General features: G+C 58.0%; 15 protein-coding genes. 3 read left to right on the top strand and 12 right to left on the bottom strand.

From position 1 onward, the window contains the following. Position 1 precedes the first annotated feature (1 nt). Together AC07RZ_RS17940 and AC07RZ_RS17945 are read right to left on the bottom strand one after the other, a co-directional pair. Positions 2-565 (bottom strand): isochorismatase family protein, encoded by a 564-nt coding sequence (locus tag AC07RZ_RS17940; RefSeq protein WP_494668955.1) that lies wholly within the window; start codon positions 563-565, stop codon positions 2-4. A 16-nt stretch (positions 566-581) separates the two neighbouring features. Further along, a complete protein-coding gene (locus AC07RZ_RS17945) occupies positions 582-1034 on the bottom strand; it encodes a MarR family winged helix-turn-helix transcriptional regulator (RefSeq protein WP_494668956.1) in 453 nt (150 codons plus the stop codon). Between the two features lie 284 nt (positions 1035-1318). Here AC07RZ_RS17945 and AC07RZ_RS17950 point away from each other — a divergent pair, with 284 nt between their 5' ends. Beyond that, complete coding sequence (locus AC07RZ_RS17950) at positions 1319-2098, top strand: sulfite exporter TauE/SafE family protein (RefSeq protein ID WP_494668957.1); 780 nt, start codon at positions 1319-1321, stop codon at positions 2096-2098. A gap of 131 nt (positions 2099-2229) precedes the next feature. Here the strand turns inward: AC07RZ_RS17950 and AC07RZ_RS17955 are convergent, their stop codons facing one another. The 4 genes from AC07RZ_RS17955 to AC07RZ_RS17970 all read right to left on the bottom strand — a co-directional run bounded on the left by AC07RZ_RS17955 (position 2230) and on the right by AC07RZ_RS17970 (position 3948). Then, positions 2230-2442 (bottom strand): hypothetical protein, encoded by a 213-nt coding sequence (locus tag AC07RZ_RS17955; protein ID WP_092398084.1) that lies wholly within the window; start codon positions 2440-2442, stop codon positions 2230-2232. Between the two features lie 134 nt (positions 2443-2576). Then, the gene (locus AC07RZ_RS17960; RefSeq protein WP_144741375.1) at positions 2577-2771 is read right to left on the bottom strand and encodes a hypothetical protein; all 195 of its coding nucleotides are present in this window, start codon (positions 2769-2771) and stop codon (positions 2577-2579) included. 91 nt (positions 2772-2862) lie between these two features. Beyond that, positions 2863-3186: a hypothetical protein gene (locus AC07RZ_RS17965; RefSeq protein WP_494668958.1), complete on the bottom strand. Its 324-nt coding sequence runs from the start codon at positions 3184-3186 to the stop codon at positions 2863-2865. A gap of 120 nt (positions 3187-3306) precedes the next feature. Next, a complete protein-coding gene (locus AC07RZ_RS17970; RefSeq protein ID WP_494668959.1) occupies positions 3307-3948 on the bottom strand; it encodes a LysE family translocator in 642 nt (213 codons plus the stop codon). Positions 3949-4400: 452 nt separating this feature from the next. Between AC07RZ_RS17970 and AC07RZ_RS17975 the strand changes: the two genes are divergently transcribed. Together AC07RZ_RS17975 and AC07RZ_RS17980 are read left to right on the top strand one after the other, a co-directional pair. Continuing rightward, positions 4401-6107 carry a sensor histidine kinase gene (locus AC07RZ_RS17975; protein WP_494668960.1) on the top strand — a complete coding sequence of 569 codons (1707 nt, stop codon included), beginning with the start codon at positions 4401-4403 and terminating at the stop codon, positions 6105-6107. A gap of 12 nt (positions 6108-6119) precedes the next feature. Next, positions 6120-6806, top strand: coding sequence for a response regulator (locus AC07RZ_RS17980; RefSeq protein WP_494668961.1), 687 nt, complete (start codon positions 6120-6122; stop codon positions 6804-6806). Between the two features lie 7 nt (positions 6807-6813). Here the strand turns inward: AC07RZ_RS17980 and AC07RZ_RS17985 are convergent, their stop codons facing one another. The 6 genes from AC07RZ_RS17985 to AC07RZ_RS18010 all read right to left on the bottom strand — a co-directional run bounded on the left by AC07RZ_RS17985 (position 6814) and on the right by AC07RZ_RS18010 (position 12226). After that, complete coding sequence (locus AC07RZ_RS17985) at positions 6814-7728, bottom strand: type II secretion system F family protein (RefSeq protein WP_494668962.1); 915 nt, start codon at positions 7726-7728, stop codon at positions 6814-6816. Positions 7729-7739: 11 nt separating this feature from the next. Continuing rightward, the gene (locus tag AC07RZ_RS17990) at positions 7740-8732 is read right to left on the bottom strand and encodes a type II secretion system F family protein (protein WP_494668963.1); all 993 of its coding nucleotides are present in this window, start codon (positions 8730-8732) and stop codon (positions 7740-7742) included. A 13-nt stretch (positions 8733-8745) separates the two neighbouring features. Next, a complete protein-coding gene (locus tag AC07RZ_RS17995; RefSeq protein WP_494668964.1) occupies positions 8746-10092 on the bottom strand; it encodes a TadA family conjugal transfer-associated ATPase in 1347 nt (448 codons plus the stop codon). An 87-nt stretch (positions 10093-10179) separates the two neighbouring features. Continuing rightward, positions 10180-11331 (bottom strand): CpaE/TadZ family protein, encoded by a 1152-nt coding sequence (locus tag AC07RZ_RS18000; RefSeq protein WP_494668965.1) that lies wholly within the window; start codon positions 11329-11331, stop codon positions 10180-10182. 17 nt (positions 11332-11348) lie between these two features. Further along, positions 11349-11783: a TadE/TadG family type IV pilus assembly protein gene (locus AC07RZ_RS18005; RefSeq protein WP_494668988.1), complete on the bottom strand. Its 435-nt coding sequence runs from the start codon at positions 11781-11783 to the stop codon at positions 11349-11351. Positions 11784-11785: 2 nt separating this feature from the next. Then, on the bottom strand, positions 11786-12226 hold the full coding sequence (locus tag AC07RZ_RS18010) for a TadE/TadG family type IV pilus assembly protein (protein ID WP_494668966.1): 441 nt from the start codon (positions 12224-12226) through the stop codon (positions 11786-11788). Positions 12227-12231: the final 5 nt, after the last annotated feature.

Here is a 12231-nt window from a genome sequence, read left to right on the forward strand (position 1 = left end):
GTCAGGCGCTCCGTTTGTCAAGGAGATCGATGATCTCCCGGGTGCTGCCGCTTTCGCCCAGCCGCGGGAAAATCCGCGTGGTGCTGTTGATGTGGGCGTCAGGGTTGGTGTCGGTCATGGCGTCGACCGCGAGGGTGACGTGGAACCCGTGTTCATACGCCTGGCGCGCGGTCGACTCGACGCCGATGCTGGTGGAGACGCCGGCGATCACTACTTGCGTCACGCCCAGCTGCTTCAGGTGCGCATCGAGGCCGCTGCCGGTGAAGGCGCCCCAGGTGCGCTTGGTCACCGTATGGTCTTGCGGCTGCTGGTTCAGCTCAGGGACGATATCGGCCCAGCCGGCGGGAAGGTCGCCCAGGCTGCGGCCCTGCTCCGTCCTGCCTGGGGCGCCGCCGGTGACGTTGACCAGCACCACTGGCAAACCGTGGCTGCGGAATGCACCTGCCAGCGCGGCGGCCCGCTGTACTACTTCGCTGGCTGGATGGACGGTAGGATAAGCGACGATGCCGTTCTGCAGGTCGACAAGGATGAGCGCGGTCTTCTGATCAAGCGTGGTGACTGCCATGGTGTTCTCCTTCTGGTTACGAATCGATGAGGCGCTTGAGCAGTTCGACGCCGGTTGCGAGCTGTTTTTGCTCTGCTTGCGTAAGCTTGCTGCGGATCGCCCGGAACAGCCAGTCGTCCTTCGCCGCGCGCGCGGCCTTGATCTTTTTCCGGCAGTCAGCGGTGAGCGACAGGATGGTCTGCCGGCCGTCGTTCGGATCCGGCACGCCGCTCACCAGCCCGGCTGTCTTCAGCACGGCCAGCGTCTCGCCCATCGATTGCGGACGCATGCCCTGGGCGCGCGCGATGCTGGTCACGGTCGCTGGGCCTTCGCTTTCCAGCCAGACCAGGACTTGCAGCTGGGTCAGGCTGAAATCTCCCAGGTGCGACTGTTCACGCAGGCGCTGGCGCAGCTGGCCGATCAATACACGGATCTCTCCAGCTACGGCCAATGCGCGCGCAGCTTCGGGATCGCCTGCTCGTTCACTCATGCTTATGCCTTTATGGATAAGAAGGAAAACTACAAAGGTTACCTTCACATATGGATAATAGTCTCGCGCCCGGACGAAGTCAAGGATGGGGATGTGTGACGGGGCCCAAGGATGAAAATCAGCCGCTGGCGGCAGAAAGGTGTTCGAGCAGTTCCCGCGCATACTGCGGCAAGGCATCGGCATCGCGCGCACAGACGGCCAGCTGCCGGGTTGCCCAGGCGTCCGTCACCGCACCGGCTGGATACGATTCTTACGCATTGTGCGGCAGCGCCGGATCGAGAAAAATGCCACTGTCGCGTTTCGAGATCTTCGCCATGCCCCACTTTGACCTGCCACGATTGTCTGCCGTTTGCCTCATCTTCTTTGTCGCCGGGACAGTCAAGGGCGTGACCGGCATGGGATTGCCGACCATCGCCATGGGACTGCTGGGAATCGCCATGCCGCCGGTAGCGGCAGCCTCGCTCCTGATCCTGCCGTCTTTCGTCACCAACATCTGGCAGCTGCTGGCCGGCCCCGGATTCCTGGCGCTGGCCAGGCGGCTGTGGAGCATGATGGCCGGCATCGCCGCCGGCACCATTGCCGGCGCCTGGCTGATGACCAACGACAGCGGCGGCTGGACCGCGATAGCGCTCGGCGTCGTGCTGGTGGTCTACGCGCTGTTCGGGCTGGCTGCGCGCCAGCTGTCGTTTCCTGCGCGAATGGAACGACCTCTGTCGCCGCTGGTCGGCGTCGTGACTGGATTGATTACCGGCGGCACCGGCGTGTTCGTGATTCCGGCCGTGCCCTATATCCAGGCGCTGGGGCTGGACAAGGAGGAGCTGGTGCAGGCGCTGGGCCTGTCGTTCACCGTGTCAACCATCGCGCTAGCCATCGGCTTGCAGCGGCAAGGCGCCTTCCAGCTGGGCGATATCGGAATCTCCAGCCTTGCGGTGCTGCCTGCATTGCTGGGGATGTGGCTGGGCCAGCATATCCGCCGGCGTGCCAGTCCCGCGGCTTTCCGGCGCTGGTTTTTCATGTGCCTTGCCGTGCTCGGGCTGCAGCTGGCGCTGCGCCCGATCTTGTAGGCCATTGCTCAAAAGGAGGGAAATCATGCTCGCCGCCCTGCTTGAAACCGCAGGCACGCTCGGCATGCTGGCGAGCATCGCCGCGCATCTGCTATTCCTGCGACATGGCGCAGTTGGCGGCCGCCGCAGTTTTATCCCATGCCGCGCCCGCCGTCCTTGGCGGTCGCCATTTCAAACAGGTCGAATACGTCGCCGTAAAGGAAGGACTTTTTTACCGGCTGGCCGTACTCGGAAGGATTGTCGTAAGTCAGGATTTTCTGTTCGCAGTCATGCTTGGTCCGGGCAATGACGGCGTCGGTCTTGTCGCCGTTCAGGCTTGCTGCTACCCAGTAAGTCAGCTTCATCTTTTCTCCCTGCCTCGATGCGGATTGATTGCGTCTTACAGTGACATATTTTTCGCGGTTTGTCTTGGGCCCTGAAACGAAAAAGAGGAATCTCCCGGGATGGGAAGATTCCTCTTCTGAATTGATCAAGGACTTTAAGCAGGCTGCTGAGGGTTATCGCCCTCCTTGTTTTCCTCTTCCTTGTTCTCGAGATGTTCGGTCACCGCTTCGACACCCTTGTAACCGGCAATGGCGGCTATGCCTTCGGTCAGTATGGATGCATTCGGATCCAGCTTCTTCACACCCTCGACTGCGACCACCGCGCCAATGACTTCTTCCAGGATACCCATGATTTATTCCTTAAGACATGTTCAAAAAAAACGACGCATGAAAATGCAAGAGACAGGATGACCCTGCCTCTTGCATTGTGCGCTACTTGGATTACTTAGGTGCGGCTACCGCGGTATCGGCCTTGGCTGCAGCCGGATCTGCCTTCACCTTGCCTGTGGCTTTGAAAGGCGTGTGATGGGTCTTTGCCTTAGCGGTCTTTTCGGTGGCGGCTGCCTTGGATTCGGTCTTGGCAACGGCCTTGGTTTCAACCTTAGGGGCCTTCACATCCGCCTTCACGTCTGCTTTTGCAGCCGGTGCGGCGACGCTTGCGGCTGCCGATGCAGCAGGCGCTGCAGGGGCTGCCGGAGCAGCTGCCTGGGCGAAAACAGAAGTAGCAAACAAGCCGGCGACCAGGGTTGCGAGTAATTTGTTCATGTGTGCACCTTTACATTATCTTGGTTACCTCAGGAAAATCCCGAGGGCTTGAGCAGATAACGAGGGCGATGCAGGTGCTGTTGACTACCCTTACAAACGATTACAATTCGACATGCGGACTTAGGTGGCCTGGCGACGCAACGCCAGCAGCAGCGAGCCGAACGAAATGAAGGCGGTCCCCACCACCCGGTTCACCCATTTGGCGAACTGCGGCCTCACCAGCAGGTGCCTGGCGCGGGATGCCACCACGGCGTAGCTCAGGTGGGTGCCATACGACAAGCTCATGAAGATCGCCATGAGGACCAGGAACTGCGGCAGCAAAGCCGCCTGGGCGTCGATGAACTGCGGGAACAGCGCCGTGAAAAACAATACTGCCTTGGGATTGGTCGCCGCCGTCAGGAAGGCTTCGCCATACAGCTTGCGGGGAGGCGGGACAATCCCTGCCTGCCCTGCTCCCGATTCATAAGCGAGTCCGCCCGAGCCGGCGAACAGGTGCCGGATACCGATATAAAACAGGTAGAGCGCGCCGCAAACCTTGACTGCCAAAAACAGCATGGCCGACGACTTGAGCAACACGCCAAGGCCAAGGATCGCCGCGGTAGACAGGCAGAACACGCCGGAAATATTGCCGAGGCCGGACCACATCACCGAACGCGGGCCATAGGTGGCGCCGTTGCGCAGGGACAGCAGGATCGACGGCCCAGGGCTGAAGATGGACAGCGCCGCGAAGGCGGTATAGGTGAGGATAGTCTGCGTATGCATCGCGCGCCGGAGCCTTTCAAGCGATTGTTGTACGGCCCTGCCAGCCGGGACCGCTTTAGCCGGACAAGTATACGCGGAATCGCGGCCGGCATGTTTCCATGGGCCAACCGCCCGCCATTGCCGCTCCTTGCCGCCTCGACCGTGTCCTGACATTGCCCCACACCGCCGGCTTGACTGACCTTGCCTTGGCGACTCGTCGGCTGACGGCTGATTTCTTTACCACAGATGCATCTACTCCAGCATTGACATAGCTATACCCGAGGGGCAATATATAAATTAACAATCAGTAACCAAATGGAATTAACAATTAAAAACATTTTCTCGAAAAAATTTAGAAGAATTATCAAAAAAGCAGCAATTTGGTTTAGCGGTTTCCAGGCATCAGCGTGTCACATAAGGGGGTATCCCCACCAAAATTAACGCGCTGGGAAACAAAGGGAGGATCACGCTCTATGTTTTGGCGCGAGAACACTATGGCTGTCCACAGGCTAGACAAGAAAAACGAAATTGCGTCGAGCCTGGCCACGGACGCTGCTGACGCCCAAATGGTGAGCCGGATGCGACTGGTCCTGGCTGTGTCTGGCCTGTTGGCGATTTTTATCGACCCGTCAGGCTTAAGCGGCGTCGATCGTTCTACCTGGCTCGTTTTTTCCGGATATGTCTTCCACTGCACTGTCCTTTACATTTTTGCCCTGCTTAACAAGTCGTTCTCACAGAGCAAGCTGATTCACTGGATGGATGTCTGCTGGTATGCGCTGATCGTCCTGTTCACAGGCGGCGTCAGCAGCTTTTTTTTCCTGTTCTTCTTTTTCGCCATTCTCACTGCGTCCTTCCGCTGGGGGTTCGAGGAAGGTGCGCGGATCACCATCGCCTCAGCGGTATTGCTTACCGCATGCGCCTTGGCGCTGGAGGCACAGCAAGATCTTCCCCGCTTATTGTTGCGTACCACCTTCTTGCTGACATTCGGCTACATGAGCGCACGCTGGGGGGAGTCGAAACTGGAACTGAAGCGCCGGATAGCACTGCTGCGCGATGTCAGCCGGCTGTCAAATCCGCGTTTTGGGGTCGATCACACCATTACCTCTGTCCTGAAAAAGACATTGGCTTTTTTCAGAGGCAACAGCTGTATCCTGGTGACCCTGGACAAGGATTCCGCGACCTATTCATTGCGGACGATCAAAGAAGGCGATGCAGAGCAATCAATCGACGCCGTGGAAGTTCGTGCAGAAGCGGCATCCCGGCTCATGGTTTTTTCGCAAGACCAGATCGTTGTCTACACCCGACCCATTGGGCCGGCCATGTTCATCCTGGGGGGATCTCTGGTATATGAAAACGCGAGCGGCAAATGGGCCAAACGCGAAGAGCAGGCCAGCCAGAACATGGCCGAGCTGCTGGAGACAGATTCCTTTATCAGTGTTCCTTTGTCATTGAGAAAAGGCGACGGCCGTATTTATGTCATCTCGCGGAGAAACAGGTTCAACAAAGCGGACGCCCTGTTTTTGAGCCATGTCGCTGAACAGGCATTTCCTGTTCTCGAGAACATCGAACTTCTCGATCGGATGGCCTCGGAGGCGGTTTCGCAAGAACGGAAAAAAATTGCACTGGATATCCACGATACCGCCATCCAGCCATATATCGGCCTGAAAATGGGATTGAGCGCGTTACGGCACAAAGCTGCCCCAGACAATCCTCTGATCGAAGATCTCGATAAATTGATAAGCATGGCGGCACAGGTGATCGGCGACCTGCGGCGCTATGCCGGCACCTTTAAAACCGCATCGGGAAAGACCGAGTCGATATTCATGGTCATCCTGCGCCAGCAGGCGGCGCAAGTCAGGGAATTCTACGGAATCGATATCGCAGTCAGCATGGAAGGCGAACTTAACGTCAGCGACCGCCTGACTGCAGAGGTATTGCAGGTGGTGCGCGAGGGATTGAGCAACATCTGCAAACACACCGATGCCCAGCGCGGACTGGTCAAACTCCAGTGCGCAGACGGCTGGCTCAAGATCCAGATCGAAAATGAAGGCATCGGCACCCAGCCTGTCGATTTCATGCCGCGTTCGATTACAGAGCGGGCTAGCGCGCTGGGGGGGACGACCCAGGTGAAGCAAGGGCCTGGCGGCGGCACCGCCGTATTGATCGAAATACCCGTTTAAAAAGGTGGCACCATGAAGCCGGCGGACGAAACCATTCGCGTAATGCTGATCGACGATCACCAGACGATGCTGTGGGGATTGGGTAAATTGATCGACGGTGAAAAACCGAAGATGGAAGTGGTCGGAACCGCAAGAACCTGCGAAGAAGCCCTTGCAAAAATCGACCAGCTGATTCCGGATGTCGTTTTGCTGGACCTTGACCTGGATGGGAAAAACGGCCTGGATATCCTCCCCGCCCTGCTGTCGAACCTGGTGTCGCGCGTCCTGATCCTGACCGGCGAACGCAAACAGGCGACGCTGGATATAGCAGTTTTGCGCGGCGCCCGCGGGATATTGCGCAAAGACGCATCGGCGGAACAAGTGCTGAAGGCGATCGAAAAAACCCATCAAGGCGAATTGTGGCTGGACCGTGAAACGCTGGGCAGGGTATTCGGCGAACTCATGGTGCCGGCCGGGACGCCAAAGCCAGACATCGACACGAAAAAGAAAGCGACCCTGACAGCCAAGGAGCAAAAAATCATTCACACGATAGTCGAGGGAAGCGGCGCTTCGAACAAAGCGCTTTCGCAACGGCTATACATATCCGAGCACACCTTGTGCAACCACCTGACATCGATCTACCACAAGCTGGGCGTGAGCAATCGCCTTGAATTGTACGTTTATGCAATCAAGCACCAGCTGGGGAACCCGCACTCCTGATTGCGGCTCAATGGATTCCCCCGCTTAGCATTGGCATGATGGTTCTGATGATCTGGATCACGGCCGGTCCCATGATGACCATGATAATCGATGGGAATATGAAGACCACCAAAGGGAACAGCATTTTTGTCGGAACCTTGGCGGCCATTTCCTCTGCGCGCGTCTGCCTCTTGTGCCGCAGGTCGTCGGAAAATACCCGCAGGGATTCCCCGATGCTTGTGCCGAACTTGTCTGCTTGCGTCAGCATGGTGGCGAATACGCTTATTTCCTCAACCCCCGTGCGCAGCGCCAGGTTGCGCAAGGATTTCTCGCGTGTTCCGCCCGCCCTCATCTCCAGATTGGTCAAGTGCAGCTCTTCTGCCAGGGCGACGCTTTTGATCCTGATTTCGTCGGCTACCTTGGTGAGGCCGGCGTCCAGCCCTAAACCTGCCTCGATGCAAACCAGCATCAGGTCCGTGGCGTCGGGAAAGCTTTCGAAAATTTCACGCCTGCGCATTTTTATTTTCCAATGCAGCAGGGCGTTAGGCAGGTAACAGCCGATCATCGCTGCCAGCATCAGGTACAGCAGAAACGTCAGTCCCTCAGAGTGAGTCATTGTTCTCAGCGCCAGGTACGCCAATCCCGCAAAGAGCAGCGGCAGCAAGGTCTTGATGCCAAAATAAATCAGCCGCGCATCGTTATGCCGGATTCCAGCGTTGAAAAACTTGAGCCGCAGCGGCGATTCCTCCCAGTTACCGGTTGGCGAAGACAGATTGGCAAAAGGACCGACCAGATTCACCATGGTTTCCGTCCATTGCTGCTTCTCGGCCGGATCGGACATTGCCTGCAGCCGCTGCTCCGCCCTGGTTGGCGCCAGCCACAGGAACAATCCTGCCAGCCCCAGCGTTACTGCGAAGAAGACGAGTACGGAAAGTATGAGCATTTCGTTCTCCCTTATACCCGGATTCTGATTATTTTTCTTAAGACCAGAATGCCGAAAACCATCAAGACCAGCATGTATTTAATGATTGCAATGCCGATAGGATCGTGCCACAAAGGTTTCATGAAATCCGGGTTCAGGAAACTCATGGCGGCCCCCAGTGCGAATGGCATGAGCCCCAGGATCCAGGCCGACAGCCGCCCCTCGGACGACAGCACCCTCACCTTCGAAAGCAGTTTCAGGCGCTCACGAATCAGGCGGCTCAGATTGCCGAGCACATCGGTCAGGTTGCCGCCTGAATCGCGCTGGATCAGCACCGCCACCACGAAGTAACGCAGGTCGGTAATCGGTATGCGCTCGCTCAGGTTGGTCAATGCCTGTTGCAGCGACACGCCAAAATTGACTTCATCGTGGACGATGCGGAATTCACCGGCAATCGGCTCAGCCATTTCGTCTCCGACCATTTGCAGGCCGGACGAAAACGCATGCCCGGAACGCAAGGCCCTGGTGATCAGGTCAAGCACGTCTGGCAGCTGTTGCTCAATCCTGGCCAGGCGCCGGTTCCGTTTATGACGCACATACAGCAGCGGCAAAGCAGCCAGCGCAATGCCAAACGCAGCGCCCAACAGCAGCGATTGATGAACCAGGAAAGTCATCGCCAGGCAACCCGCCACCGCCAACGCCACGCACGACAGCAGCAGCTTGGATACGGTCCAGTCGAGCCCCGCCTGGAGGATGAACCGGTCCAATCTGCGAGCCCTGGGAAGGCTCAGCAAGATGCGCTCGAATAACGGTATTTCGCTCAGCATCCGTTGTTTCAGCAGCTGCGACTGCTTGGTTTTGTCAAGAGAAGCGGAGAGTGCCTGCAGCCGCTTCGAAATCTTCTTGGCTTCCGGCCCTCTATATGATTTCCACATCATGAAGAAGCCTTCCAGAAGCAGGACCACCGCAACGAAAACAAGCACTGAAAAAACCAGGAAGGTGTTGCCACCAATTGATTGCAGCATGATTTGCGCTCCTTCAGTGGTAATGTTTAGCGGGATCGAACATTGTGTCCGGCAGCACCACGCCAAACGAACGCAGCCGTTCAGTAAACTTCGGCCTCACGCCTGTTGCATGGAAATAGCCCTGGACATCGCCATCGATGCCAATCCCGGTTTGCTTGAAGGCGAATATCTCTTGCATGGTGATAATGTCGCCCTCCATTCCGGTCAGTTCCTGGATGCTGGTGATTTTCCGCTTGCCATCGGTCAACCTGATGGCTTGGATCATGACCGTAATGGCTGAAGCAATTTGCTGCCGGGAAGCCTTGTGCGGCAAGTTGAGATTTGCCATGCCCACCATGTTTTCGAGCCGGGACAGCGCATCCCGCGGCGTATTGGCGTGGATGGTCGTGAGCGATCCTTCATGGCCGGTGTTCATCGCCTGCAGCATGTCGGCTGCCTCGGCGCCGCGCACTTCGCCGATCACGATCCGGTCAGGCCGCATGCGCAGCGCGTTGCGCACCAATGCGCGCTGGGTAATCTCGCCCTTGCCCTCGATATTCATCGGCCGCGTTTCCATCCGCACGACATGCGGCTGCTGCATCTGCAACTCGGCTGCATCTTCGATAGTGACGATACGCTCCGATACCGGAATGTAGCCGGACAGGATGTTCAGCAATGTCGTCTTGCCGGAACCGGTGCCGCCGGAGATGATCATGTTGACCTTGGCCTTGCTCAAGCCTTCCAGCATGAACGCCATGTCCGCAGTCAAGCTCTTGTACTCCTCGACCAGATTGCTCATCTTGAGGGGAATATGCGCGAAGCGGCGAATCGACATCATCGGCCCATCCAGCGCTACCGGCGGAATCACCGCGTTGACCCGCGATCCGTCCGGCAGCCTGGCGTCCACCATGGGACTGGATTCATCGATCCGCCGGCCCACCAGCGACACGATTTTGTCGATGATGCGCAACAGGTGCTTCTCATCGGTAAAAGTGACATTGGTAATTTCCAGCTTGCCCCTGCGCTCCACGTATATCTGGTCGTAGGAATTGACCAGGATATCGGACACGGTCGGATCGGCCATCAGCAATTCAAGCGGGCCGAAACCCAGCATTTCGTGCTGGATGTCGCGGATCAGCGAGCGCCGTTCGATGTCATTGACCACCGCTTGCTCTTCCTTCAGCAGGCGCTCGATCATCGTGGTGATTTCCTGGCGCAGCATTTCTGGAGCCAGGGTCTCCAGCGCAGCCAGGTCAAACTTGTCCAGCAGCTTGAGATGCATCCGCCCCTTCAATATCTTGTATGCGTCGCTCGCGACTTGCCCCTGCGGCTGCTCGACAGGCTCTGTCCTGACGGCGTTGAGTTTTTCTCGAAAAGACATTTTCGTATGCTCCGGTTAGAGTTGCTGGCCTGCACTTGGGTCCGGCTGGAAATGGATGGCTCTGTTATTACCCTGCCCTTGTTCCATTTATGCCCGCCTGAACAAGCGTCCTAAAAATCCCCGATTTTCATCTTCCCTGGGGCTCAGCGACAGCGCGAACGCCGCCAGATTCCTGGTCACCGCATTGGAACGCGCCATGTCGATCATCGGGTCGCCGTGGTTGATCGATGCATTGACCTCTTTATACGAATTGGGAACGGTGTGCAGCGTGACCGGCCCCAAAGAACGCTGTATCCGATCGATGCCGATTTCATTGCTCTTCTCGAAGCGGTTGATGATCAGTTCGACCTTGTTCATCGGGTAGCCCAAGGATTTGAATATCGTCAGCAGCTTGCTGGCGTTCCGCAGGTAGGGCAGCCCGGCCTGCAACACCGGGAAAATCCGGTCGGCCCGATCCAGCGCCTTGATCGCAAGTGCGTCCAAGGTGCGGCCGACATCGAGCAATATGAAGTCGTACTGGGTTACCGCCAGGTTGAGGATGGCGTCGATATGTTCCGGTTTGAGCTCCATCGCTTGCGAGGGCTCTTCCGGCGCCGCCAGTATGCTGTAGTTCGGCGCCACCTTGACCGTGCTGGCCGCCAGGAAGGTCGCATCCAGCCGTCCGATGTCGCGCGCCACATCAGCCAGGGTCGAGGCCGGCTCGCCGTCATGCACGAACGATAGCGCTTCGCCGAATTGCAGGTTCAGGTCGATCAGCAGCACAGACTTGGTTTGCGCCAGCTGGCAGCCGAGGTTGGTCGCCAGGAAAGTGGCGCCGCTGCCGCCCTTGCACGGCATGAACGCCAGTATCATGCCCAGTGTCCTGGCAGGGCCGCCGATGCGCTTGGCCGCGATGCGGTTTACGGCGGCTTCCAGCGCGGCGGGGGACACCGGCGACGGCAGCACCTCGCGCACGCCGGCGCGCATCGAATTGATCAGGAATTCCGGCGTGTGGGTAGCGCACAGCAGGATCACCGCGATGCTCGGATGATGGGTAGTGACGTATTCCACCTGGGCCAGTTCGGCCGGATCGCAGCACATCCCCTCCACCAGCATCAGGTCAGGCTGCTCCTGTTCGGCGACGATGCGCATCCGGCTTTTGCCGCCTTCAATCAGCGTGGCCGAGTGCGAATACGTACCCAGGACCCGCCCCATCTCTTGCAGGTTATTGACGTTGGGAGAAATCACGGCGATCTTCATTTTGTTTTCCCTGAGTGTTAGGAACAAATTGTGGAGCTGTTCGGGTCTAGACGCATGGCTTCCCGCGGCAGATAGGTAGAGAACACCGGCATCGGTATTGCGGCCAGCGCCGCGCTGCCCGCGATGGGCGAGATCCACTGATAGTTGAGGCTGGTGATCGTTACCGTCACCCCTGCGCAAGTCGCCGCGGTGCATGCGGCAGGACTCCATGCCAGGTTGATGTCGACGATCTGCGGCAGCAGCGCCTGCATCTTCGCCAGGACTTTCGCCTTCTGGGTGGTGTCGTCGCACACCACCGCATAGCGTGCCCCGGCGCGGGTGGCCTCGGTCGCCGCGCTCCAGCTATAGAGCATGCGGCTGAAGTCGGTGATCCCCAGCAGAAAAGTCAGGAAAACGATCAGCACCAGGGCGAACTCCACCACAGTGGCGCCGGATTGCGATTGCTTGTTCATGTTCATATCGGGCTCCGCATGGTGGCGCTGATATTGCTGTATGTAATTTTTCCTGTCGAATCAGCGAATGCAACGCCAAACACGCTGCCATACAGGGGGACGAATTTATAGCCGCTCACGGTAACCTGCACGGTGTTGATCAGCGGGTTGGAGCCGGCGGTCTGCCAGGTCGGCGTCAGCACATTGGCCACGCTAAGCCCTGGCGCCAAGGGCGTCCCGGTCCCGGCGGTGTTCCCGTACACCACCAGGTTCTGTGCTTCGGTGATATGGGTTCCCGGCGTCTGCACCGATAGATAACGGACCGCATCCCGCACCGACTTGGTGATCGTGTTGTACTGGAATATCGCCCGGCCGAATTCCGTCGTGATGAAAGTGAGCAGCAGCAGCATCGGCAGGATCAAGGCAAATTCAACGAGCGCGGTGCCTTTCTGTCTGGTTTTCATGGTTG

The sequence above is a fragment of the Collimonas sp. GW821-FHT07E08 genome (assembly GCF_059418905.1).